The organism is Micromonospora noduli, assembly GCF_003264365.1.
Classification (GTDB): Bacteria; Actinomycetota; Actinomycetes; order Mycobacteriales; family Micromonosporaceae; genus Micromonospora; species Micromonospora noduli.
The window spans coordinates 130,896-153,958 of record NZ_PYAK01000009.1 but is presented as its reverse complement, the minus strand read 5'-3'; the positions used below and the strand labels follow the sequence as shown (position 1 = coordinate 153,958).

The window sequence follows — 23,063 nt, the reverse complement described above, 5'->3', positions numbered from 1 at the left end:
GAGGAGAACCCATGCTCGACGCGATGCGACGAACGTTGTCGCTGGCTGTGCCGCTGGTACTGGTGGCCGGCATTGCCGCGCCCGCCACTGCGGCCACCTCGACCACTGGGCGACTGACCGTCGTCGCCCGCAACCTCGACAACCCTCGCGGTGTCGCCATCGACCGGGCCGGCACCGTCCACGTCGCCGAGGCCGGGCTCGGCGGCGACGACGTGTGCATCCCCGGCACGTTCGGCACCAACCTCTGCTACGGCTCGACCGGTGCGATCACGGCGGTCCGTCACGGCTGGCAGAAGCGAGTCGTGACGGGTCTGCCGTCGCTGCGCAGCACCGGCGGCGGCTTCTCCGTCTACGGGGCCCACGACCTGGCCTTCGACCGGCAGGGCAAGCTCCTGGTGGCGATGGGCTACAGCACCGACCCGGTCTCGCGCGACCTGCTCGGTGCGGCCGGGGCCACGATGGGGACGATCCTCCGGGTCGAGGGGAAGCGCCGCTGGTCGGTCGTCGGCGACCTCTCCGCCTTCGAGGGGCAGAACAACCCCGACGGGGTCATTCCGGAGAGCCAGCCGTACGCCGTGGTCGCCGACGGGCGTGACGTCTACGCGCTCGACGCGGCCGCCAACGACGTGCTCAGGATCGACCGCCGTGGCGTTGTCACGGCCGAACACGTGTGGCCGCAGGAGCAGGTTCCTGCGCCGCCGGAGTGGGGCCTGCCGCCCGGCTCGACGACGCCGATCCAGTTCGTGCCGGTCACCATCACCCGCGGGCCGGACGGCGCCTTCTACATCGGACAGCTGACCGGGCACCCCTTCCCGAACGGTGGCGCCCGGGTGTGGCGGCTGGTGCCCGGGCAGGAGCCGACGATCTTCGCGACCGGCTTCACCAACATCATCGACATCGCGTTCGACAAGCGGGGCCGACTGGTAGTGCTGGAGATCGCGAAGAACGGGCTCAGCTCCGGGGACTCCACCGGTGCGTTGATCCGGGTGGAGCGCGACGGTAGCCACCGGGAGCTGGCGAGCACCGGCCTGGACTCCCCGATGTCGTTCGCCATCGCTTCCGACGGCAGCTTCTACATCGCCAACAAGGGCCTCGGCATCGGCGAGTTGGTCCGTCTGTCCACACGAGACTGACAGAATCGCGCGGCGATCGTGGCGTTCTTCGTGTCGGGAGGACGCCACGATAGCTGTGGCGTCACACGTCCGCGATACGGTGCCAATCGTGTGCACGCTGGCGGCGGGGGATGGGGTCTGGGGGTTAGGTTGACGCGGTCCGACGGCGGGTCTTCCGCCGGCGCCACCACCATCCTCATAGTCGACGACCACGCTCTCGTCCGCGAGGGGCTGCGCTGGGTGCTCGAGGTGCACGCCGACCTCGACGTGGTCGACGAGGCGGGCGACTCGGCCACCGCGGTCGCCAAGGCTGCGTCGGAGCGTCCCGACGTGGTGTTGCTCGACGTCGAGATTCCCGGCGATGACCCGGTGGTCACGGTGCGCCGCATCCGTGAGGTGTCGCCCGACAGTGCAGTCGTCATCCTCAGCATGTATGACAGCCCTGACCTGCTGCGCCGTCTGATCGCCGCCGGGGTGCGCGCCTACCTGCTCAAGAGCGTGGGTCGTGAGGAGCTGGTCGCCGCGATCCGCAAGGCACGCGACGGCAGCGGCTCGGTGCTGCTCTCGGTCTCCGGTCAGAGCCTGGTGCAGGTGCAGAACGCGGAGTCGGCCATCCTGTCCCACGTCGAGCTGGAGATCCTGCAACTCGCGGCCGAGGCGATGACCAATGCCCAGATCGCACGGCGACTCGACCTGACCGAGGCCACTGTGAAGAGCCACCTACGTCGCATCTTCGCGAAGCTCGGCGCGGTCTCCCGCATCGACGCGGTCAACAAGGCGGTGGCAGCGTCACTGGTGACGCTGCCACACGACCGGTTGGTGCCACGCCCGCGCCGCCCGCCGTTCTAACGGTCGGCGACGTTCCTCAACAAGCGGCCTTGAGGTCGGCGGCGCGGTCCGTGCGCTCCCAGGTCAGGTCCGGGAGTTCACGGCCGAAGTGGCCGTAGGCGGCCGTCTGCTGGTAGATCGGACGCAGGAGGTCCAAGTCGCGGATGATCGCCGCCGGGCGCAGGTCGAAGACCTCGCCGATCGCCTTCTCGATCCGGTCGAGCGGCACCGTCTCCGTTCCGAACGTCTCCACGAACAGGCTCACCGGGTGGGCCTTGCCGATCGCGTAGGCCACCTGCGCCTCACACCGTTCGGCCAGGCCCGCGGCGACCACGTTCTTCGCCACCCACCGCATCGCGTACGCCGCCGAGCGGTCGACCTTCGACGGGTCCTTCCCCGAGAACGCGCCACCACCGTGCCGGGCGTACCCGCCGTAGGTGTCGACGATGATCTTCCGTCCGGTCAGGCCGGCGTCGCCCATCGGGCCACCGATCTCGAACCGCCCCGTCGGGTTGACCAGCAGCCGGTAACCCTCGGTGTCGAGGTCGAGCGCCTCCAGCTCCGGCGTGATCACGTGGTCCCGGATGTCGGGGGCGAGCAGTTCGTCGAGGGAGATGTGGGCGGCGTGCTGCGTGGAGACCACTACGGTGTCGAGCCGGACCGGGCGTAGGCCGTCGTACTCGACGGTGACCTGGGTCTTGCCGTCCGGTCGCAGGTAGGGCACGGTGCCGTCCTTGCGGACGGCGGCCAGCCGACGGGCCAGCCGATGGGCCAGCGCGATCGGCAGCGGCATCAGCTCCGGCGTCTCCGAGCAGGCGAAGCCGAACATCATGCCCTGGTCGCCGGCGCCCTGGGCGTCGAGCCCACCGCCGGACGAACCGTCGCGCAGCTCGATCGCCGTGTCGACGCCCTGCGCGATGTCGGGCGACTGGGCGCCGATCGAGATGCTGACGCCGCAGGATGCGCCGTCGAAGCCCTTCTTCGACGAGTCGTACCCGATGCCCAGGACCGTTTCCCGCACGATGCGCGGGATGTCGGCGTAGGCCTGCGTGGTGACCTCGCCCGCGACGTGGACCTGGCCGGTGGTGATCAGGCTTTCGACGGCGACCCGGCTGTGCGGGTCCTGCGCCAGTAACGCGTCGAGGATCCCGTCGCTGATCTGATCGGCGATCTTGTCGGGATGACCTTCGGTGACCGACTCGGAGGTGAAGAGGCGGCGCGACATGTGTGACTCCTAACCCGAGGGGCGTGGGGGCCCGGCGAGTCTTCCCGCCCCTGGTGGAGGTTGCCTGGAGGAAGCATCGAGCGATCAAAGGGGTATCCGCCGTACAACTTTCGACACGCATCGATCCTCGGAAGAACCCGCGATGTCGCTACCTGCGGTCGTTCCGACACGCCCCGCTCATCCATAGCTTGAGAACGTCTCGACGAGTGCTATGGGGAATGGGGGGACCACTGTGGTCAGGTACGAGATCCTCGGGTCGCTGGAAGTGATCCACGACGGCCGGATCTGCACGCCGACGCCGCCGAAGGTGCGGACCGTGTTGGCGCTGCTGGTGATGCGGGCCAATCGGGTCGTTCTGGTCGACTCGATAATCCGGGAGCTGTGGGGTGACGATCCGGCGCGCAGCGCCGTCACCACCGTGCAGACCTACATCTACCACCTGCGCAAGCTCTTCGCGAAAGAGGGGATTGAGACCCCGGACCGGACCGTGCTGGAGAGCCGTGCCCGCGGCTACCTGCTCAGGGTGGAGCCGGGCCAGCTCGACGCCGAGGTGTTCGAGACGATGCTCGACCGGGGCCGCTCGCACATCGAGTCGGACCGGCCCGAGGAGGGCGCCGAGGTGCTGCGGCGGGCGCTGGCCATGTGGACGGGGCCGGTGGGCGCCAACGTGACGTTCGGGCCGGCGTTGGAGGCGCACGCGATCCACCTTCAGGAGCAGTGGATCCGTGCGCTGGAGCTGCGCATCCAGGCCGACATCACGCTCGGCCGCCACCGCGAGCTGATCGGCGAGCTGCGCTATCTCGTGGGCACGTACCCGCTCAACGAGTGGTTCCACCGCCAGCTCATCGTGGCGCTCAGCCGCTCGGGGCGCCGTGGCGAGGCGTTGCAGGCGTACCACCACCTGCGCCGGGTGCTCAGTGAGGAGTTGGGCCTGGACCCTTCGCCTGACCTCCAGCGGCTCCAGCGGGAGGTGTTGGCAGCCGGCGGGCCACTGCGCCCGGGGCTTGCCAGGGCCTCGTGACAGGCCCTCGACCGACGCTCCAGCGCCGTTCGACCGGCCGTCCCTAGCTTTCACACGGACATCGCGGCCAGGAGGTCTTCCATGACGAGCACATCCGACCGTCGGGTGGTCATCACCGGGATTGGCGTCATCGCCCCCGGTGGACTGGGCACCAAGGCGTTCTGGGAACTGTTGACCGCTGGCCGCACGGCCACCCGTACCCTGTCGTTCTTCGACGCCACCCCCTTCCGGTCGCGGGTGGCCGCGGAGGCCGACTTCGACCCGGTCGCCGAGGGCCTGTCGCCGCAGGAGGTCCGCCGGATGGACCGGGCGGCCCAGATGGCCGTGGTCTGCACCCGGGAGGCGCTGGCAGACAGCGGCTTCGAGGTCGCCGACCCGACCCGGGTCGGCGTCAGCGTCGGCACGGCGGTCGGGGCCACGATGAGCCTCGAAGAGGAGTACGTCGTGGTCAGCGACGGCGGCCGGAAATGGCTGACCGACCACCGGTACGCCACCCCGCACCTCTACGACTATCTGGTGCCGAGCTCGTTCGCCCGTGAGGTGGCGTGGTCGGTCGGGGCGGAAGGTCCGGCGACGGTGGTCTCCACCGGCTGCACGTCGGGCCTCGACTCGGTCGGCCACGCCCGGGAGCTGATCCGGGAGGGCTCGGCCGACGTGATGATCGCCGGCGCGACCGACGCCCCGATCTCACCGATCACTGTGGCCTGCTTCGACGCGATCAAGGCGACCACGGCCCGCAACGACGACCCGACGCACGCCTCGCGGCCGTTCGACAACAGTCGCGACGGGTTCGTTCTCGGCGAGGGTTCGGCGATGTTCGTCCTCGAAGAGCTCGAGCACGCCCGCCGGCGAGGTGCCCAGATCTACGCCGAGCTGGTCGGGTTCGCCTCGCGCTCCAACGCCTTCCACATGACCGGCCTGCGGCCCGACGGGCGGGAGATGGCCGAGGCGATCCGCGTCGCGCTCGCCGATGCCCGGCTGCCCGGCGACGCCGTCGACTACATCAACGCGCACGGCTCAGGTACGAAGCAGAACGACAGGCACGAGACGGCGGCGTTCAAGCGGAGCCTCGGCGATCACGCGTACCGCACCCCGGTCAGCTCGATCAAGTCGATGATCGGCCACTCGCTCGGCGCCATCGGCTCGATCGAGATCGCGGCGTCGGCCCTGGCGATCAAGCACGGGGCGGTGCCACCGACGGCCAACCTGCACGAACGCGACCCGGAGTGCGACCTCGACTACGTGCCGCTCACCGCCCGTGAGCAGCAGACCGACGTGGTGTTGAGCGTGGGTAGCGGGTTCGGCGGCTTCCAGAGCGCGATGCTCCTGGCGCGTGTGGCATGACCACTGTCGTCACCGGGGTCGGGGTGGCAGCGCCCAACGGGTTGGGCCGCGACGCCTTCTGGGCGGCCACCGTCGCCGGGGTGGGTGGCATCGGGCCGATCAGCCGTTTCGACCCCTCGGGTTACCCCGCCCAGTTGGCCGGCGAGGTTCCCGGATACGAGGCGGCCGATCACATCCCGAGCCGGCTGATGGCGCAGACCGACCACATGACCCGGCTGTCGCTGACGGCGGCGCAGTGGGCGCTGGCCGATGCGTCGGTCGACCCGTCGGCGCTGCCCGAGTTCGGCATGGGTGTCGTCACGGCCAGCGCGTCGGGCGGCTTCGAGTTCGGCCACCGTGAGCTGGAGAAGCTCTGGAGCAAGGGTTCCGAGCACGTCAGCGCCTACCAGTCGTTCGCGTGGTTCTACGCAGTCAACACCGGCCAGATCTCGATCCGCCACGGGATGCGTGGGCCGACCGGGGTGCTCGTCACCGAGCAGGCGGGTGGGCTCGACGCGGTGGCACAGGCCCGGCGCCAGGTGCGCAAGGGCGTGCAGCTCGTGATGACCGGCGGTGTCGACGCGTCGCTCTGCCCGTGGGGCTGGACGGCCCAGCTCGCCAACGGCCTCCTCAGCACGGGGCGCGATCCGGCCACGGCGTTCCTGCCGTTCGACGCCAACGCGTCGGGTTACGTGCCGGGCGAGGGCGGGGCGATCCTCGTGCTGGAGGACGAACAAGCCGCTGCCCGGCGCGGGGCCGCCGTCTACGGGGTGATCGCCGGATACGGCGCGACGTTCGACCCACGGCCCGGCTCCGGCCGCCCACCGGGACTGCGTCGGGCGGCCGAGATGGCAGTGGCCGACGCCGGTCTCACACCGGCCGACATCGACGTCGTCTTCGCCGACGGCGCCGGTGTCGCCGAGCTCGACCGCGTCGAGGCCGAGGCGATCACCGCGGTCTTCGGCCCACGTGGGGTGCCGGTGACCGCGCCCAAGACGATGACCGGCCGGCTCTACTCGGGCGGGGCGGCGCTCGACCTCGTCTCCGCGCTGCTGTCGATCCGGCACGGAGTCATCCCGCCCACCACCAACATCCGCCAGCCGGCCGAGGGCCTGCACCTCGACCTGGTGCGCGACGTCGCGCGGGAGACACCCGTACGCGCGGCGCTCGTCCTCGCCAGGGGCTACGGCGGGTTCAACGCGGCCATGGTCGTGACCGACGAAAGGAATGGACGATGACCGACGCCAGCCTCGCCGCCGTCGCGAACTTCGACGAGCAGCAGGCACTTGACCTGCGTGAACGGCAGATCGCGGTGCTGGGAAGCGCCAAACAGATCGCCAACGTGATCTACGTGGTCACCGAGCTCGGCGTCGCCGACCTGCTCGTCGACGGACCGGTGCCGGTCGCCCAACTGGCGGCGGCGACCGAGTCGCACGAGGACGCGCTGCGGCGGATCCTGCGCGCGGCCTCCGCTGTCGGCATCTTCGACGAGCAGGAGGACGGGTCGTTCGCGCTGACCCCGCTCGGTGAGGGGCTGACGTCGGCCCGGATCGGCGGGCTGCGGCCGATGGTGCAGTTCAGTGGGGCCGACTTCAACCGCCTCCCGTACGCGGAGATCCTGCACAGCGTCCGCACCGGCGAGCCGGCCTTCAACAAGGTTTTCGGCATGGGCTTCTACGACTACCTCCAGGCCCACCCGGAGGCCAACCGGTTCTTCGAGGGCTTCATGGCCCACTGGAGCCGGCGGCTCGCCGACCGGTTCGCGGCGGAGTTGGCGCCCGAGCGGTTCGGCCGGATCGCCGACATCGGCGGCAGCAACGGCTACTTCCTGGCCAAGATGCTCCAGCGTCACCCCGAGGGCACAGGTATTCTCTTCGACCTGCCCGAGGTGGTGGCCGACGCAGAACCGCTGCTCAAGGAGCACGGTGTCACCGAGCGGGTCGAGGTGCGGGGCGGCGACTTCTTCACCGACGAACTGCCGGCCGGTGCCGACGCGTACATCCTGAAGTCGATCGTCCACAACTGGCCGGACGACACCTGCGTCACGCTGCTGCGTCGGATCCGCGCGGCGATCGGCGACGCCGACTCCCGCCTCATCGCGATCGACCAGATCGTGCCGCCGCGCAACCAGTGGGACCACGCCAAGATCATCGACATCGACATGCTGGTGCTCTTCGGCGGCAAGGAGCGCGACCTCCGGGAATGGCAGGCGCTGTTCACCGCGTCCGGTTTCGAGCTGGTCAACACCCCCGCATCCCGCGGCTGGGCCCTGCTCGAAGCGCGTCCGATCTAGGAAAGGAAGCCCGCAATGGCACACATCGGCATCGACCAGCCGGTCGTGACGATGGTCAACATCTTCACCGTCGAGCCGGCCAACCAGCAGAAGCTCGTCGACATCCTGATCGAGGCGACCGACGCGGTGATGTCCAAGGTCGACGGGTTCGTGTCGGCGAACATCCACGCCAGCCTCGACGGGACCCGGGTCGTCAACTACGCGCAGTGGAAGAGCGAAGAGCACTTCACCGCGATGCTCCAGAACCCCGAGGTCCACCCCCACTTCGGCGAGGTACGCGCGATCGCCACGCCGGAACGCCACCTCTACAAAGTCGTCTACACGGAGGACGCTCATGTCTGACGGAAGCACCGACGTCCTGATCGTCGGCGGCGGCCCGGTCGGCCTGTCGACCGCGCTCTTCCTGGCCCGCAAGGGGATCCGGCCGATCCTGGTCGAACGTCGGCCCCGGCTGTCGACGATCCCCCGCGCGACAGGTCTGCACGCCCGCACTGTGGAGATCTTCCGCACCGTCGGCCTGGAACCGGCCGTGCAGCAGGCCGGCATGAAGATCGTCGGGCCGGGCGCCGAACTCGACCTCGTCCGCGCCGGCCGCGCCACGCCACTGGTCATGCTCGGCGCCCAGTCCCTGGCCGACCTCCACAAGTCCTTCGTCATGGAGGCGCACGACGTCGACTACGACAAGTTCACGCCGAGCTGGCCGATCTGGTGCGGCCAGGACCACTACGAGCCGCTGCTCCACGACGCCGCCGTCGAGGCGGGCGCGGAGATCCGCTTCCAGAACGAGCTGGTCGGGCTGACCCAGGACCAGGACGGGGTGACCGCGACCGTCAACGACAACGGCACGACACGCACCATCCGGGCGCGCTACGTCGTCGCGGCCGACGGCGTGAAGAGCCCTGTCCGGAACATGCTTGAGATCGGAGACCGCAGCAACGGCGTCGCCGGGAACTTCGTCAGCATCATCTTCCGCGCCAAGGTCGACCTGCCCGAGTCGGCACCCCGGTTCACGCTGATCTACCTGATGAACCAACTGGCCCAGGGGCTGCTGCTCTTCATCGAGCCGGGGCGGTGGATGTTCGGCGTCAACTACTACCCCGAGCGGGGGCAGTCGCCGGCCGACTTCACCCCGGAACGCTGCGTCGAACTGGCCCGGATCGCGGCCGGCGACCCCGAGCTGGAGGTAGAGGTCGAGTCGGCCCAGCCCTGGGACGCACGGCACATGGTCGCCGACGCGTACCAGTCAGGGCGGGTCTTCCTCGCCGGCGACGCCTGTCACGCCCACCCGCCGGCCGGCGGCTTCGGCGTCAACGCCGGCATCCAGGACGCGCACAACCTGGCGTGGAAGCTCGCCGACGTCCTTGCGGGGCGGGCCGACGAGAGCCTGCTCGACTCCTACGAAGCCGAGCGTCGTCCGGTCGGCGCGGCGACCGCCGACCAGGCATGGATGCTCTTCCGCACCCGGGGTCAGCTCGCCGACGAGGACAAGGCCGCCTACCGGGACTTCGTCATCGTGACGATGGGCTACCGGTACACCTCCAACGCGATCGTCGGCGCGCCCGCCGACACCGAGCTGCTGCCCCGCGAGCTGACCTTCACCGGTCAACCCGGGTCGCGTGCCCCGCACGGCTGGGTCGACCACGACGGCGCGCGGGTCTCCACGATCGACGTGCTGACCGAGGGCTGGACGCTGGCCACGGCCCCCGGCGACGACGCCTGGGTCGCGGCCGCCGAGGCGGTCTCCGCGGAGACCGGGCTTCCGATCAAGGCGCTGACCGCCGGCCCCGACGGTGACCTCGCCGACGACGGCTCGTGGCTCGCGAGCTGTGGCGTCGGCCCCGGCGGGGCGCTGCTGGTACGCCCCGACGGCATCGTCGCCTGGCGCAGCGCCGGCCCGGTCGACGACCAGGCGCAGACCCTGGCCGCCGCCCTGGCCACGATCCTGCGGGGAGCGTGAGCACATGTCCTACCGCGCCCTCATGGTCATGCGGATGGCCCCCGGTCACGCCGACGCGGTCGCCGAGCTCTTCGCCGAGCACGACAAGGGCGACATGCCCTACGTCGTCGGCATCTCGCGGCGCACGCTCTTCCAGTACCAGGACCTCTACATGCACCTGCTCGAAGCCGACACCGACGTCTTCGACAAGCTCCTCGCGGCCCGAGCCCGCGCGGACTTCCAGGAGGTCAACCGGCGCCTCTCGGCCTACCTGCAGCGCTACGCGCCGGACAGCATGACCGAGTTGCAGGACTCGAAGGCCACGCCCTTCTACACCTGGAGCCCCGAGACAGGGAGCATCACGTGACGCTGACCCGCCGCGACATCAACGACATGATGCAGGCATACAAGAAGACGAGCCTGCTGCGTACCGCTGTCGAGTTGGGCGTGTTCGACGCGCTCGCCGCCGGCCCGGCCACGGCCGGCGGGCTCGCTCCGAAGCTCGGTATCCACCCGCGGGGCGCGCGCATCCTGCTCGACGCCCTCACCGCGATCCGCCTCACCGACCGGACCGGCGAGCACTTCTCGCTCACCTCGGCGGCGGCCGACCACCTGGTCAGCACCCGTCCCGACTACCTGGGCGGCATGGTCAAGGTGATGTCGAGCGACTGGGAGTGGGACGCGCTGCGCGACCTCAGCGCCGCCGTTCGGGCCGGCGGCACCGTGCTCGACGTGCACGCCGAGACCCCGGAGTACACCTACTGGGAGGACTTCGCGGCGTACGCGACGAAGGTCGCCCAGCCGACCGCCGAGGTGATGGCCGAGGCGCTCGCGCCGTGGACGAAGGAGCGCGCCGAGCTCGACATCCTCGACGTCGCCTGCGGCCACGGCGTCTACGGCTACACCCTCGCGCAGCACAACCCGCAGGCGGCGGTGACCTCGCTGGACTGGCCCAACGTGCTCGCCGTGACGGAGAAGCACGCCGAGCGGCTCGGCGTGCGAGACCGGGCGTCGTTCCTGCCGGGTGACATGTTCACCACCGATCTCGGTGGGCCCTACGACGTCGCGCTGCTCACCAACGTCACCCACCACTTCTCCGAGGAGCGGGTGCACGAGCTGGTGAAACGGCTCGGTTCCGTGGTCAAGCCGGGTGGCCGGCTGGTCATCGTCGGTTTCACCACTGGCGACGAGTCGCCGGCACTGGACCCGGCGCCGTACCTCTTCTCGGTGCTGATGCTGGTCTGGACCTTCGAGGGGGAGTCGCACTCCGTCGCCGCCTACAACCGGGCCCTCGCCGCGGCGGGCTTCGGCCCGGCCACCGTCCACCCGACGGACCTGCCGTTCCGAGTGCTCGTCGCAGAGAAGGGATGATCATGCATCGGCAACCGATCGTGAAGGTCGCCGCCACCGACGTGCCCGGCATCAACCGGATCGGCGGCGAGGTGCGGATCCTGCTCAGCCCGAAGACCGTCGACGCGACGGAGGGCTTCATGGGCACGGTCCGCCTGGAGCCGGGCGAGTTCCTGGCGGAGCAGTACAACCCGTACTCGGACAAGTTCTGTTATCTGGTGCGCGGCGAGGTCGTGATCCGGGTCGACGGCGCGGAGGTCAAGCTCGCTGCCGACGAGGCTCTCATGGTCCGTCGCGGCCAGCGGCACCGCATCGTCAACGCCGGTGGCGAGACCGCGCTGATCGTGTTCCAGATCAGCCCGCTCGCGCCGCGCCCCGAGCTGGGGCACGTCGACACCGAGGAGGTCCCGCACCCCGAGTCGCCGGTGCCGCAGGTCGGCGGCGTGCGCGACGGGTGGCAACGACCGACGGGAGGAAACTCATGAGCCAGCTGACCCTCGACGACCTGCGTCGGATCCTGGAGACCAGTTCCGGTGTGGTCGAGCAGACCGACTGGGCCGATCCGGCGACGCTCGACGCGCCGTTCGACGACCTCGGCTACGACTCGCTCGCGCTGTTGGAGCTGGCGGCGCGGGTGCAGCAGGAGTACGAGGTGCGCATCCCCGACGACGCCGTGTCGATCATGAAGACGCCGCGGCTCGCCGTCGACTACGTCAACCAACGACTCGCGGATCGGTGACCCCATGGCCGGACACACGGACAACGCGGTCGTCATCAACGCACCGTTCGACCTCGTCTGGGACCTGACCAACGACATCCCCAACTGGCCCTCCCTGTTCAGTGAGTACGCCAGCACCGAAGTGCTCTCGACGTCCGCCGACGGGGCCGTCGTCTTCCGCCTGACCATGAATCCCGACCCGGCCGGCCGGATCTGGAGCTGGGTCTCCGAGCGGGTGCCCGACCGCACCGACCGGGTGGTGCGGGCACGGCGGCTGGAAACCGGCGCCTTCAAGTACATGAACCTGTTCTGGGAATACACCGAGATCCCGGACGGCGGCGTGCGGATGCGGTGGGTACAGGACTTCGAGATGCGGCCGGGCGGGCACGCCGACGACGAGGGCATGACCGCCCACCTCAACCGGACCACACGTGAGCAGCAGGCACGCATCCGGGAGATCGTGGAGAAGGCCGCGGCCGAACGCGGGCAGTCATGACCGCCACCGTCAACATGCCCGTCGGCAAGAGCTGGCTGATCTGCCCGGGCTGCCGGGCGCTGCTCTACCAGCGTCGGGTCGAGCGCAACCTGGGCGTCTGCCCGGAGTGCGACCACCACGATCAGGTCACCGCACACCAGCGGATCGAGCAGCTCTTCGATCTCGACTCGGTCGAGGAGCTGCCGCCGGTCGGTGCCTTCGGTGATCCGCTCGGGTTCGTCGACACCGTGCCCTACCCGCAACGGATCGAGGCGGCCCGCCGGCGCACCGGGCTCGACGAGGCGGTCGTCTGCGTCCGGGGCACTGTCGAGGGACAGCCGTTGATCGCGGCGGTCATGGACTTCCGGTTCCTCGGCGGCAGCCTCGGCACGGGCGTCGGCGAGCGGATCACCCGGGCCGCCGAGTTGGCGCTCGAAACCCGTACGCCGCTGCTGATCGTCAGCGCCTCCGGCGGCGCCCGGATGCAGGAGGGCGTGCTGTCGCTCATGCAGATGGCCAAGACGAGCGCGGCGCTCGGGGCCCTCGACGAGGCTGGGGTGCTGACGATCTCGCTGGTCAGCGACCCGACCTACGGTGGCGTCGCGGCATCGTTCGCGACGCTCTGCGACGTCATTCTCGCCGAGCCGGGGGCTCGCCTCGGCTTCGCCGGGCCGAGGGTCATCCAGCAGACGCTGCGTCAGCCGCTGCCGGCCGGCTTCCAGACCGCCGAGTACCTTTTCGCCCGCGGCATGCTCGACGACCTGGTGCCCCGGTCGAACCTGCGGTCGACCATCGGCCGGTTGCTGGCCTTCGCGGGCGCCGACCGGTCCGCGCCGGATCCTTACCCGGTACGGGCCACCGCGGCCCCCGAGTCGGCGGACCCGTGGGCGGTCGTGGCGCTGTCCCGCGATCTCGGTCGGCCATCCACACTCGACTACATCGGCCACTTCGTGGACGGTTTCGTGGAGCTGCACGGCGACCGGCTGGCGAGTGACTGCCCGGCGATCGTCGGCGGCGTCGGTCTCATCGACGGCCGGCCCACAGTGGTGATCGGCCACCAGAAGGGCCACACGGTCGCCGAGGTGGCCAGCCGCAACTTCGGCATGGCGACACCGGCGGGCTATCGCAAGGCGGCCCGGCTGATGCGCCTGGCCGAGAAGCTCGGCACGCCGATCGTGACGCTGATCGACACCCCCGGCGCCTACCACGGCATCTCGGCGGAGGAGAACGGGCAGGCCCTCGCCATCGCCGACAACATTCGGATGATGGCCGGGCTGACGGTGCCGGTCGTCGCCATCGTGACCGGCGAGGGCGGCAGCGGAGGCGCGCTCGCTCTCGGCGTCGGCAACCGGGTGCTGATGCTCGCCAACGCCACGTACTCGGTGATCAGCCCGGAAGGCTGCGCCGCGATCCTCTGGAACGACTCCGGTCGGGCCGACGAGGCCGCCGCGCAGCTCAAGCTCCAGGCCGGCGACCTGCTGGCGCTCGGCATCGTCGACGGGGTGGTTCCCGAACCACCCGGCGGGGCACCGGCCGATCCCGGGGCGACCGCGTCAGCCGTACATCGGGCGGTTGTCGACGCACTTGCCGAGTTGGCCGGTCTCAACCGCGAGGAGGTGCGGGCCCATCGCCGGGCCCGCTTCCGACAGATCGGAGGTTTGACGAATGCTGGAGGGTAACGCCGACCCGCTGGATGCCGCGGTCCGCAGTCTCGCGCGGCTGATCGGGTCGACGCCAGGTCCGGTCCGCCGCGCCCGGCTCCAGCACGGCGATCTGGTGGTCGAGGTGGAGTGGCCGGACGGCGCACCCGGGCTGGCGGCGGTCCCGGCGGTTCCTCCGGTGGAGGCCGACGCCGGTCTGCACTACGTGTGCGCGCCGATGGTCGCGACGCTCTACCTCGCGCCCTCGCCCGGGGCCGACCCGTTCGTCAGTGAGGGCGACCAGGTCGTGCCCGGCCAGCAGGTCGCGATCCTCGAAGCGATGAAGATGATGATCCCGGTCGAAGCCGACCGCGCGGGCGAGGTCGTGAAGGTGCTGGTACCCAACGCGACCCCGGTCGAGTACGGCGAACGGTTGATCGCCTTAGCTGTGTCGGAGGGCTGACCCAGTGTTCGAGTCGGTGCTGATCGCCAACCGTGGCGAGATCGCGGTCCGGATCGCCCGGACCTGCCGGGAGATGGGGCTGCGTACCGTGGCGGTCTACTCGACCGTCGACCGGGACTCGGCGGTGGTGCGGCTGGCCGACGAAGCCGTCCAGATCGGGCCGGGTCCCAGCCGGCGCAGCTACCTGAGCGCTCCCGCCATCATCGAGGCGGCCCGCCGCACCGGGGCCGACGCCATCCACCCCGGCTACGGATTCCTCTCCGAGGACCCGGACTTCGCCGAGATCTGCGAGGCCGACGGGATCACGTTCATCGGGCCGCCGCCCGCCGTGATGGCCGCGCTGGGCGACAAGGCCCGGACGCGGGGCATCATGGCGGGCCTCGGCCTGCCCGTACTCCCCGGCACTACCGACGCCGTCGAGTCGGCGGCCCACGCCCGCGCGGTCGCCGACGAGATCGGCTTCCCGCTGATCATCAAGGCGGTCGCCGGTGGCGGCGGTCGGGGCGTACGGGTCGTCCGCGACCCGGCCTCGTTCCTGGGCGAGTTCGCCGCCGCGCGGGCCGAGGCGCAGCTGCTCTTCGGCGACAACCGGGTCTACATCGAGCGCTACCTCGAGTCGGCCCGGCACGTCGAGGTGCAGGTGCTCACCGACCGTTACGGCAACGGCATCCACCTCGGCGAGCGCGACTGCTCGGTGCAGCGGCGTCACCAGAAGCTGATCGAGGAGTCGCCCGCGCCCGGGTTGCCGCAACACATGGTCGACCGGATGACCGCCGCCGCGGTCACCGGCGCGCTCGGTGTCGGCTACGTGGGCGCGGGCACCTTCGAGTTCCTGGTCGGCGGTGGGGACGACTTCCACCTCATGGAGGTCAACTGCCGGCTCCAGGTCGAGCACCCGGTTTCCGAGCTGGTGACCGGCGTAGACCTGGTGCGGCAACAGATCCTCGTCGCTGCCGGCGAAAGGCTCGCGCTGACCCAGGCCGACGTGACGCCGCGCGGCACGGCGATCGAGTGTCGCCTCAACGTCGAGGACCCGGTGCGCGGTTTCGTACCGACGCCGGGTGAGCTGACCCGCTTCGACCTGCCCGCCGGCCCGTTCGTCCGCGTCGACACGCACGGGTACGCCGGCTACCGGGTTCCGGCCGACTACGACTCCCTCCTCGCGAAGGTGGTCGTCTGGGCGCCCGACCGCACCCAGGCCCTGTCCCGGATGGCCCGCGCCCTCGACGAGTGCGCCGTCGAAGGGCCAGGTGTGGCCACCACCCGCGACTTCCTCCGATCGACGCTCGACCATCCGCTGTTCCGCGCCGCGAAACACGACACCTCGCTGGTCGACACAATGCTCACCGGCCTCCAGCCGGACACCACCGAAGCTCCAGGGCGCCACTAACCGAAGGGTTCACACTGCTGCCGGTTCGCGGGTTTGCGGCCCGTGCGTCCACGCGGGCGCCCGCGGACGGAAGGTGGCCGACATGGCAATTGACAACGCTTCTCGAGGTGTCAGCCGACGGCGATTATTGGCCGGAGTCGGCGCGGGGGCGCTCGTGGCCGGCACCGGGGGAGTCCTGCTCGACGCGACGCCCGCGGCGGCCGCGTTCTCCAACCGGTTCGGCCGGATGTTCCCGTCGCTGCCGGCGTTCGGGTCCGCGACGACCCAGATGCGGAACGCGCTGATCGACCTGTCGCGCGTCGGCGGCCCGATGGATGCCCGTGACCCGCTCAACGTCGGTGCGGAGGCGCTCGCCGACCAGCAGCAGTACAGCATCAACAACCCCGACAACTTCTCGATCCCGCAGGGCATGACGTATTTCGGGCAGTTCGTCGACCACGACCTGGCCTTCGAGACGACGGCGCCGCTGGGTACGCCGGTCGACCCGACCACGGTGCCGAACCCCCGGACACCGGCCCTCGACCTCGACTCGCTCTACGGTGGCGGACCGACCGGGAACCCGGAGCTGTACAACTCCGCCGATCCCGCCAAACTCAAGATCGAGTCGGGCGGGCGCTTCGAAGACCTGCCGCGCAACTCCAGTGGCAGGGCTGTCGTCTTCGACGTCCGCAACGACGAGAACCTGCCGATCGCGCAGATCACTGCCGCGTTCATCCTCTTCCACAACCGGGTGGTCGACCTGGTGCGCGCACAGGGCACACCGGCGGCACAGGTCTTCGGCGCCGCCCGGCAACTCGTCACCTGGCACTACCAGTGGATCGTGCTCAACGAGTTCCTTCCGCTGATCGCCGGCCCAGGCGCGGTCTCCACAGTGCTCAACGGAGGCCGCCGGTTCTACCGGCCCGAGCCGAACGCGACGTTCATCCCGGTCGAGTTCACCGCGGCGGCATTCCGCTTCGGCCACAGCCAGCCACGACCGGCCTACCTGGTCAACCGCACCGGCAACGGTGGCGACGAGTTCTACGCCATGCTCTTCGACCCGGCGCTGAGCGGTGCCGACCCGGCCGACCTGCGCGGCGGGAAGCGGGCCGCCCGTCGCTACCTCGACTACCAGTTCTGGTTCCAGTTCTTCGACGGCCAGGTGCGCTGGAGCAAGTGGATCGACGTACGCAACTCGACGCCGCTGTTCGGCTTCCCGCTGCCACCGCCACCGTCCGGCTCGCCGTCGGCCAACCTGCTCGGACGTGACCTGCTCCGTCAGCTCACCTTCGGCATCCCGTCGGGTCAGCGGATCGCCGCCCACATCGGGGCGCCCGCACTGGGCAGCTTCAACTTCCCGGAGCTCAGTGGGTACGGCCTCGGCCTGGACTCGAACACCCCGCTCTTCTACTACATCCTCAAGGAGGCACAGCTCCAGGCCGGCGGAGGTTCGTTGGGCGCGGTAGGTGGACGGATCGTGGCAGAGGTGCTCATCGGCATCGCCCAGCTCGACCCGGCGAGCTACCTGAAGGTGCAGCCCAACTGGCGTCCGACCCTGCCGGCCCGCTTCTCGGGCCAGTTCACGATGGCCGACCTGCTCACGTACGCCCGGGTCGACCCGGCCAGCCGCAACTCCTGACGGCGCCTGCTCCGCACCCGGGCCCGGGTGGCCCGGTGTGCGGAGCATGAGCCCGGTTGAACGGGACTCCAACGGTCCTCGACGCGGGTGGGGGAGGCTGCGGGCATGACTGGCAACTTCAGCGATTTCAAGGTGGCGGATCTGTCGTTGGCGGCCTTCGGGCGTAAGGAGATCGAGCTGGCCGAGCATGAGATGCCGGGTCTGATGTCGATCCGGAGGGAGTTTGCCTCGCGGCAGCCGTTGAAGGGTGCGCGGATCACCGGCTCGCTGCACATGACCATTCAGACGGCGGTGTTGATCGAGACGCTGGTGGCGCTCGGCGCGCAGGTCCGGTGGGCGTCCTGCAACATCTTCTCCACCCAGGACCACGCGGCGGCGGCGATCGTGGTCGGCCCGACCGGCACCCCGGACGATCCGGCGGGTGTCCCGGTCTACGCCTGGAAGGGCGAGTCCCTCGACGAGTACTGGTGGTGCACCCAGCAGGTGCTGCTCTGGCCGGACGGGCAGGGCCCGAACATGATCCTCGACGACGGTGGTGACGCCACACTGCTGGTGCACAAGGGCGCCGAGTTCGAGGCGATCGGGGCGGTCCCGTCGCCGGAGAGCGCCGACTCGGAGGAGTACGAGGTCATCCTCGGTGTGTTGACGCGGTCGCTGCGGGAGGACAACCGCCGCTGGACGCGGGTCGCTGCCGGGATCAAGGGGGTGACCGAGGAGACCACGACCGGCGTGCACCGGCTGTACGAGATGCAGCAGGCGGGCAACCTGCTGTTCCCGGCGATCAACGTGAACGACTCGGTGACCAAGAGCAAGTTCGACAACAAGTACGGCTGTCGGCACTCGTTGATCGACGGGATCAACCGGGCCACCGATGTGCTGATCGGCGGGAAGGTCGCCGTTGTGTTCGGCTACGGCGACGTCGGCAAGGGCTGCGCCGAGAGTCTGCGTGGCCAGGGTGCGCGGGTCATCGTGACCGAGGTGGACCCGATCTGCGCCCTCCAGGCGGCGATGGACGGCTACCAGGTCGCGACCATCGACGACGTGGTCGAGACCGCGGACATCTTCGTGACCGCCACGGGCTGCTTCAGCGTGATCACCAACGAGCACATGGCGCGGATGAAGCACCAGGCGATCGTGGGAAACATCGGCCACTTCGACAATGAGATCGACATGGCCGGTCTCGCGAAACGCGGGGACGTCGAGCGGATCACCGTGAAGCCGCAGGTGGATGAGTGGCGGTTTGCGGACGGCCACTCGATCATCGTGCTGTCCGAGGGTCGGCTGTTGAACCTGGGCAACGCCACCGGGCATCCGAGCTTCGTGATGTCGAACAGCTTCGCCAACCAGACCATCGCGCAGATCGAGCTGTTCACCAGCACCGACCAGTACCCGATCGGTGTCCACACCCTGCCCAAGCACCTGGACGAGAAGGTGGCCCGACTCCACCTCTCCGCGCTGGGTGTCCGCCTCACCGAACTGACCAAGGAACAAGCCAACTACCTCGGCGTCCCGGTCGAAGGGCCCTACAAGCCCGACCACTACCGCTACTGAGAGGGCCCGTCCGCATGATCGCCGTATCCGGCTCGATCGCGACCGACCATCTGATGCGTTTCCCGGGGCGGTTCGCCGAGCAACTCATCGCCGGCAGCCTCGACACCGTCTCGCTCTCGTTCCTCGTCGACGACCTGGTCGTCCGGCGCGGCGGGGTCGCGGCCAACATCGCCTTCGGGCTCGCTCAACTCGGGCACCGGCCGGTGCTGCTCGGCGCGGTCGGCGGCGACTTCGGCGACTACCGCAGCTGGCTGGAGCGGCACGGGGTCGACTGCTCGGAGGTGCAGGTCAGCTCCGTCGCACACACCGCCCGGTTCATCTGCACCACCGACACCGACCTCTGCCAGATCGCGTCGTTCTATCCCGGCGCGATGGGCGAGCCCGACCGGATCAGCCTCGACGGTGTCGCCGCGCGGGCCGGCGGGCTCGGGCTCGTCATCGTCGCCGCGGAGAACCCGGACACGATGCTCGCCCGCGCCGCCGCCTGCCGCCGGCTGGGCCTGCCCTTCGCCGCCGACCCGTCACAGCAGCTGGCCCGGATGTCGTCGGCCGACATCGAGGCGATGATCAACGGTGCTCGCTACCTGTTGACCAACGAGTACGAGGCGGCGCTGCTGGAGTCGAAGACCGGGCTGAGCGAAGACGACATCCTGCGCCGCGTGGGCGTGCGGGTCGTGACCCTGGGCGCCAACGGGGTACGCGTCACCGGGCAGGACTGTGACTTCCTGGTCCCGGCGGCACGGGTGGGCCGCATCGTCGACCCGACCGGCGTCGGCGACGGCTTCCGGGCCGGCTTCTTCGCCGCGCTCGCTGCCGACCTGCCCATCGAGCGCGCGGCACAGGTGGGCTGCGTGCTGGCGGCGCACGTGCTGGAGGTTGAAGGCCCGCAGGAATACACGGTCGACGCCGACGTTTTCGAGCGCCGCATCGCCGACTCCTACGGTCCGGACGTCGCGGTCGACGTACGGGCGCTGGGGCTGGCTCGGGTCTGATCGGGCCAGCCGGGGGACGAGCCGGGCCCGTCCCCCGGCGGTCTTCAGACGATTTACGACGATCAGCGAAGCTCGATCTTGACACTGTGATACCGGATGACTACCCTACGGGCCGATCTGCACATCGGGGGTGTCATCGTGGCGGTGCCGATCGACTTCATGGTGCTCGGGCCGCTGGAGGTTCGCGCTGGCGACCGACGCGTTGAGCTGGGCGGCGAGCGGCAGAGAAGGCTGCTGGCAGGTCTGCTTCTCCGCCACGGTCAGCTGGTGTCCGCCGCAGACCTGATCGCCATCGCCTGGACCGGGAACCCGCCCGCGACAGCTCGCAACCAGATCCACAGCGGAATCTGGCAGCTGCGTCGCACACTTGACCGCTACGGTGCGGCGCACCTGCTGGTTGGGGAGCGCGCCAACTACCGGCTTCGGGTCGACGCGAGTCAGCTGGACCTCGCCCGATTCAAGGACGCCGTGGCCGAGGGGCGACGCCTCGTAGCGCTTGACGACAAGCGCAAGGCTGCCGTCGTGCTGCGTCAGGCGGTGTCGATGTGGCGGGGCCCTGCGCTCGCGGATCTGAACGGCATCGTGCTGGAGCGCGAGGCGGCCGTTTTGGAGGAGATGCGCATCGCGGTTCTCGAAGAGTGCCTGGAGTGCGAGCTGACCTTCGGCGGCGGGGCCGCAGTGGTCGCCGAACTGACTGATCTGGTGGCGAGACATCCGCTGCGCGAGCGGCTCGCGGCCATGTTGATGACCGGCCTCTACCAGTCCGGGAGGCAGGCGGAGGCGATCGAGGCGTACCAGCGTGTCGCTTCCACGCTCGCCGATGAACTGGGCGTCGACCCGGGCGACGAGCTGCGTAAGAGGTACGAGGCGATTCTTCGGCAGGACCGAGCCCTCGACCCGTCGGCGCGTACCGAGGGCGTCACCCTTGCGTCGGGCACCGGTGCGACACCTGTTCGTCCGGCTCAACTTCCTGTGCAAGGGGCCCTGTTCGTCGGCCGTTCTGCGAGCCTGGCCGAATTGGATGCGGCTCTGGTGACCGAACCCACTGACCAGCCGCACCCGACGGTCCTGTCCATCGTGGGCCATGCCGGTGTCGGCAAGACCGCGCTGGCCGTCCGTTGGGCGCATCGGGTCCGCGACCGTTTCCCGGACGGGCAGCTCTTTGTGAACCTGGACGGGTTCGGCCCGGACGGAACGGCGGCCCTCAAGCCCACCGACGTCCTACGAGACTTCCTGGAAGCGTTGCACGTTCCGTCAGACCGGATACCTCCCGGGCTCAACGCCCAGGTGGGTCTCTATCGCAGCGTCCTGGCCGACCGCCGGGTGCTGGTCGTACTGGACAACGCCCGCGATGCGGCACAGGTGCGCCCGCTGCTCCCGGGTAACCCGTCCTGCCTGGTCGTGGTCACCAGCCGAAACCGGCTCACCGGACTCGTCGTGAACGAAGGGGCTCAACCCGTCTCGCTCGGCATGCTGACCGAGGTGGAAGCGCACGAGTTGCTCACCCGTCGACTCGGCGTCGCCCGGGTCGTGCAGGACGCGGAAGCCGTCGACCAGATCATCCGCCGGTGCGCAGGACTACCCTTGGCGCTGGCCATCGTCGCGGCGCGTGCGGCCACCGACGCCCAACTCTCGATCGAGGTCCTCGCCGGTCGCCTCGGGAGCGGCGGGGATCTGGACGTCCTTGCCGGAGACGATCCGCGGTCCGACCTCCGCACGGTTCTCTCCGGCTCCTACCGCGCTCTCAGCCCCGAACACGCCCGCCTGTTTCGCCTGCTCGGCCTGCATCACGGCCTGGAGATGACCGTCTCGACCTGCGCCAGCCTGGGCGGCCTGCCACTGGACCAGACCAGCCGACTGCTGGCCGACCTGGTAGCCGTGCACATGGTGGAGCGGCGTTCGACAGACCGGTACGCGCTGCACGATCTCCTGCGCGCATACGCGCGCGAACTGGTCAATGTTCACGAGACCGAGCGCGATCTGCACGCCGCGCGGCATCGGATGCTCGACCACTACCTGCACACCGCCCATGTCGCCGATCGCCTGATCTATCCGCACCGGCGTGACTCGATCGACCTGGCGGCGCCGCAGCCCGGCGTGACCACGGAGGTCCTCACCGACAGCGACGCGGCGTTCGCCTGGTACACGCACGAACGGCGGGCACTCGTCACGGCCGTCGACATGGCAGCCTCGCACGGGTTCGACTCGCACGCTTGGCAACTTGGCTGGACACTGACCACCTTCCTCAACCGATGCGGATGGTGGCACGAGTGGGCTGCGGTCGAGGCCACGGGTCTCGTCGCTGCGCAGCGACTGAAGGACCGCAGGGCCGAGGCCCGCTGCCATCGCGGCCTCGCCAACGCCCACACCCGCCTGGGGCACTACGAACGTGCCCGCCAGCACCACGGGTCTGCCTTGAAGCTGTACGTCGAGATCAGGGACCGGACCGGGCAGGCCCAGGTCCACAGCAATTTGTCCTGGTTGGCCGAGCGCCAGGGAAGCTACCGGGATGCGCTGGCACACGCCGAACAGATGCTGCACCTCCATCGGCATGCGGGCCCCGAGTCTGGCGAGGCCAGTGCACTCAACGCGGTCGGGTGGTATCACAGCCTGCTGGGCGACCACACCCGCGCGCTTGACTACTGCGGACGCGCCGTTGCTCTCATGCAACGCCTGGGCGACCTCCACGGTGAGGCGTACGTGTGGGACAGCCTGGCGCACGTTCACCACCAACGAGGCGACCACGCCCAGGCGCTCTCCTGTGGGCGGCGGGCGGTCAACCTGTCGGCGGAGGTCGGTGAAACCACTCTCCAGGCCAGCGCGTTGGCCCGCCTCGGCGACACCTACGAGGCCGCAGGTGACCTGGCCGCCGCGTGGAAGGTGTGGCATCAAGCCTTGGATGTCTATGACGGACGTGACGAGGTGCAGGCGGCAGTCATTCGAGAAAAGCTGAAGGTCAGCATCTACGGCTCCTGACTGCCGACCAGTTGGACACCCAGACACGGACCTCCAAACACGGGCATCTGGCTCATCGACGAGCGTTCACACCTTGGCAGCGGTGCGCGCCTCCGCTAACGTCCATGGGAACGCTCCCATGAACTTAGATACATCTATGTGATCTGGAGGCA

General features: G+C 69.7%; 21 protein-coding genes. 20 read left to right on the top strand and 1 reads right to left on the bottom strand.

Translation table 11 applies throughout. The annotated features are described in order from the left end of the window. Positions 1 to 11 precede the first annotated feature (11 nt). Positions 12 to 1,133 (top strand): ScyD/ScyE family protein, encoded by a 1,122-nt coding sequence (locus GUI43_RS10180; protein WP_112581712.1) that lies wholly within the window; start codon positions 12 to 14, stop codon positions 1,131 to 1,133. A gap of 129 nt (positions 1,134 to 1,262) precedes the next feature. Beyond that, positions 1,263 to 1,961, top strand: coding sequence for a response regulator (locus GUI43_RS10175; RefSeq protein WP_112581711.1), 699 nt, complete (start codon positions 1,263 to 1,265; stop codon positions 1,959 to 1,961). Between the two features lie 16 nt (positions 1,962 to 1,977). On the opposite strand, the gene metK is transcribed toward GUI43_RS10175, so the two are convergent. Further along, positions 1,978 to 3,165: a methionine adenosyltransferase gene (gene metK, locus GUI43_RS10170; protein ID WP_091394940.1), complete on the bottom strand. Its 1,188-nt coding sequence runs from the start codon at positions 3,163 to 3,165 to the stop codon at positions 1,978 to 1,980. Positions 3,166 to 3,376: 211 nt separating this feature from the next. Here metK and GUI43_RS10165 point away from each other — a divergent pair, with 211 nt between their 5' ends. The 18 genes from GUI43_RS10165 (at position 3,377) to GUI43_RS10080 (ending at position 22,911) form a co-directional block, all read left to right on the top strand. Continuing rightward, positions 3,377 to 4,186 (top strand): AfsR/SARP family transcriptional regulator, encoded by an 810-nt coding sequence (locus GUI43_RS10165; RefSeq protein ID WP_211326671.1) that lies wholly within the window; start codon positions 3,377 to 3,379, stop codon positions 4,184 to 4,186. Between the two features lie 81 nt (positions 4,187 to 4,267). Further along, positions 4,268 to 5,530 carry a beta-ketoacyl-[acyl-carrier-protein] synthase family protein gene (locus tag GUI43_RS10160; RefSeq protein ID WP_091394937.1) on the top strand — a complete coding sequence of 421 codons (1,263 nt, stop codon included), beginning with the start codon at positions 4,268 to 4,270 and terminating at the stop codon, positions 5,528 to 5,530. Then, entirely contained in the window at positions 5,527 to 6,747 is a 1,221-nt protein-coding gene (locus GUI43_RS10155) for a ketosynthase chain-length factor (RefSeq protein WP_112698630.1), read from the top strand. The genes GUI43_RS10160 and GUI43_RS10155 overlap by 4 nt, the downstream gene beginning before the upstream one ends. After that, positions 6,744 to 7,802 (top strand): methyltransferase, encoded by a 1,059-nt coding sequence (locus GUI43_RS10150; protein WP_112698629.1) that lies wholly within the window; start codon positions 6,744 to 6,746, stop codon positions 7,800 to 7,802. Before GUI43_RS10155 ends, GUI43_RS10150 begins: the two co-directional genes overlap by 4 nt. 15 nt (positions 7,803 to 7,817) lie before the next feature. After that, positions 7,818 to 8,144, top strand: coding sequence for an antibiotic biosynthesis monooxygenase family protein (locus GUI43_RS10145; protein WP_091394929.1), 327 nt, complete (start codon positions 7,818 to 7,820; stop codon positions 8,142 to 8,144). Further along, positions 8,137 to 9,759: an FAD-dependent oxidoreductase gene (locus tag GUI43_RS10140; protein ID WP_112581709.1), complete on the top strand. Its 1,623-nt coding sequence runs from the start codon at positions 8,137 to 8,139 to the stop codon at positions 9,757 to 9,759. The genes GUI43_RS10145 and GUI43_RS10140 overlap by 8 nt, the downstream gene beginning before the upstream one ends. Before the next feature lie 4 nt (positions 9,760 to 9,763). Further along, entirely contained in the window at positions 9,764 to 10,105 is a 342-nt protein-coding gene (locus GUI43_RS10135) for a TcmI family type II polyketide cyclase (protein WP_112581708.1), read from the top strand. Beyond that, positions 10,102 to 11,109: a class I SAM-dependent methyltransferase gene (locus tag GUI43_RS10130; protein ID WP_244220439.1), complete on the top strand. Its 1,008-nt coding sequence runs from the start codon at positions 10,102 to 10,104 to the stop codon at positions 11,107 to 11,109. Before GUI43_RS10135 ends, GUI43_RS10130 begins: the two co-directional genes overlap by 4 nt. Further along, positions 11,109 to 11,573 (top strand): cupin domain-containing protein, encoded by a 465-nt coding sequence (locus tag GUI43_RS10125; protein ID WP_208646634.1) that lies wholly within the window; start codon positions 11,109 to 11,111, stop codon positions 11,571 to 11,573. Before GUI43_RS10130 ends, GUI43_RS10125 begins: the two co-directional genes overlap by 1 nt. Further along, positions 11,570 to 11,827: an acyl carrier protein gene (locus GUI43_RS10120; protein WP_091394916.1), complete on the top strand. Its 258-nt coding sequence runs from the start codon at positions 11,570 to 11,572 to the stop codon at positions 11,825 to 11,827. The genes GUI43_RS10125 and GUI43_RS10120 overlap by 4 nt, the downstream gene beginning before the upstream one ends. Before the next feature lie 4 nt (positions 11,828 to 11,831). Beyond that, positions 11,832 to 12,302, top strand: coding sequence for an SRPBCC family protein (locus GUI43_RS10115; RefSeq protein WP_112698628.1), 471 nt, complete (start codon positions 11,832 to 11,834; stop codon positions 12,300 to 12,302). Further along, on the top strand, positions 12,299 to 13,960 hold the full coding sequence (locus GUI43_RS10110; RefSeq protein WP_112698627.1) for an acetyl-CoA carboxylase carboxyltransferase subunit alpha: 1,662 nt from the start codon (positions 12,299 to 12,301) through the stop codon (positions 13,958 to 13,960). Before GUI43_RS10115 ends, GUI43_RS10110 begins: the two co-directional genes overlap by 4 nt. Next, positions 13,947 to 14,384 carry an acetyl-CoA carboxylase biotin carboxyl carrier protein gene (locus GUI43_RS34900; protein WP_112698626.1) on the top strand — a complete coding sequence of 146 codons (438 nt, stop codon included), beginning with the start codon at positions 13,947 to 13,949 and terminating at the stop codon, positions 14,382 to 14,384. Before GUI43_RS10110 ends, GUI43_RS34900 begins: the two co-directional genes overlap by 14 nt. A gap of 4 nt (positions 14,385 to 14,388) precedes the next feature. Beyond that, positions 14,389 to 15,774, top strand: a complete 1,386-nt coding sequence (locus GUI43_RS10100) for an acetyl-CoA carboxylase biotin carboxylase subunit (RefSeq protein ID WP_112698625.1) — start codon at positions 14,389 to 14,391, stop codon at positions 15,772 to 15,774. Positions 15,775 to 15,856: 82 nt separating this feature from the next. Next, complete coding sequence (locus tag GUI43_RS10095) at positions 15,857 to 17,392, top strand: peroxidase family protein (RefSeq protein ID WP_146765882.1); 1,536 nt, start codon at positions 15,857 to 15,859, stop codon at positions 17,390 to 17,392. A gap of 105 nt (positions 17,393 to 17,497) precedes the next feature. Then, positions 17,498 to 18,943 carry an adenosylhomocysteinase gene (ahcY, locus tag GUI43_RS10090; protein ID WP_112581702.1) on the top strand — a complete coding sequence of 482 codons (1,446 nt, stop codon included), beginning with the start codon at positions 17,498 to 17,500 and terminating at the stop codon, positions 18,941 to 18,943. A 14-nt stretch (positions 18,944 to 18,957) separates the two neighbouring features. After that, the gene (locus GUI43_RS10085) at positions 18,958 to 19,935 is read left to right on the top strand and encodes a carbohydrate kinase family protein (protein ID WP_112698623.1); all 978 of its coding nucleotides are present in this window, start codon (positions 18,958 to 18,960) and stop codon (positions 19,933 to 19,935) included. Positions 19,936 to 20,073: 138 nt separating this feature from the next. Continuing rightward, positions 20,074 to 22,911 carry an AfsR/SARP family transcriptional regulator gene (locus tag GUI43_RS10080; RefSeq protein ID WP_170158702.1) on the top strand — a complete coding sequence of 946 codons (2,838 nt, stop codon included), beginning with the start codon at positions 20,074 to 20,076 and terminating at the stop codon, positions 22,909 to 22,911. The last annotated feature ends 152 nt before the right edge of the window (positions 22,912 to 23,063 follow it).

Bases quoted from the DNA above. Each gene is read 5' to 3' on its own strand.
- GUI43_RS10135 (WP_112581708.1), top strand. From the start codon at position 9,764: ATGTCCTACCGCGCCCTCATGGTCATGCGGATGGCCCCCGGTCACGCC.
- GUI43_RS10110 (WP_112698627.1), top strand. From the start codon at position 12,299: ATGACCGCCACCGTCAACATGCCCGTCGGCAAGAGCTGGCTGATCTGC.
- GUI43_RS10160 (WP_091394937.1), top strand. From the start codon at position 4,268: ATGACGAGCACATCCGACCGTCGGGTGGTCATCACCGGGATTGGCGTC.
- metK (WP_091394940.1), bottom strand. From the start codon at position 3,165: ATGTCGCGCCGCCTCTTCACCTCCGAGTCGGTCACCGAAGGTCATCCC.
- GUI43_RS34900 (WP_112698626.1), top strand. From the start codon at position 13,947: ATGCTGGAGGGTAACGCCGACCCGCTGGATGCCGCGGTCCGCAGTCTC.
- GUI43_RS10145 (WP_091394929.1), top strand. From the start codon at position 7,818: ATGGCACACATCGGCATCGACCAGCCGGTCGTGACGATGGTCAACATC.
- ahcY (WP_112581702.1), top strand. From the start codon at position 17,498: ATGACTGGCAACTTCAGCGATTTCAAGGTGGCGGATCTGTCGTTGGCG.
- GUI43_RS10165 (WP_211326671.1), top strand. From the start codon at position 3,377: ATGGGGAATGGGGGGACCACTGTGGTCAGGTACGAGATCCTCGGGTCG.
- GUI43_RS10140 (WP_112581709.1), top strand. From the start codon at position 8,137: ATGTCTGACGGAAGCACCGACGTCCTGATCGTCGGCGGCGGCCCGGTC.
- GUI43_RS10180 (WP_112581712.1), top strand. From the start codon at position 12: ATGCTCGACGCGATGCGACGAACGTTGTCGCTGGCTGTGCCGCTGGTA.
- GUI43_RS10115 (WP_112698628.1), top strand. From the start codon at position 11,832: ATGGCCGGACACACGGACAACGCGGTCGTCATCAACGCACCGTTCGAC.
- GUI43_RS10095 (WP_146765882.1), top strand. From the start codon at position 15,857: ATGGCAATTGACAACGCTTCTCGAGGTGTCAGCCGACGGCGATTATTG.
- GUI43_RS10150 (WP_112698629.1), top strand. From the start codon at position 6,744: ATGACCGACGCCAGCCTCGCCGCCGTCGCGAACTTCGACGAGCAGCAG.
- GUI43_RS10120 (WP_091394916.1), top strand. From the start codon at position 11,570: ATGAGCCAGCTGACCCTCGACGACCTGCGTCGGATCCTGGAGACCAGT.
- GUI43_RS10085 (WP_112698623.1), top strand. From the start codon at position 18,958: ATGATCGCCGTATCCGGCTCGATCGCGACCGACCATCTGATGCGTTTC.
- GUI43_RS10155 (WP_112698630.1), top strand. From the start codon at position 5,527: ATGACCACTGTCGTCACCGGGGTCGGGGTGGCAGCGCCCAACGGGTTG.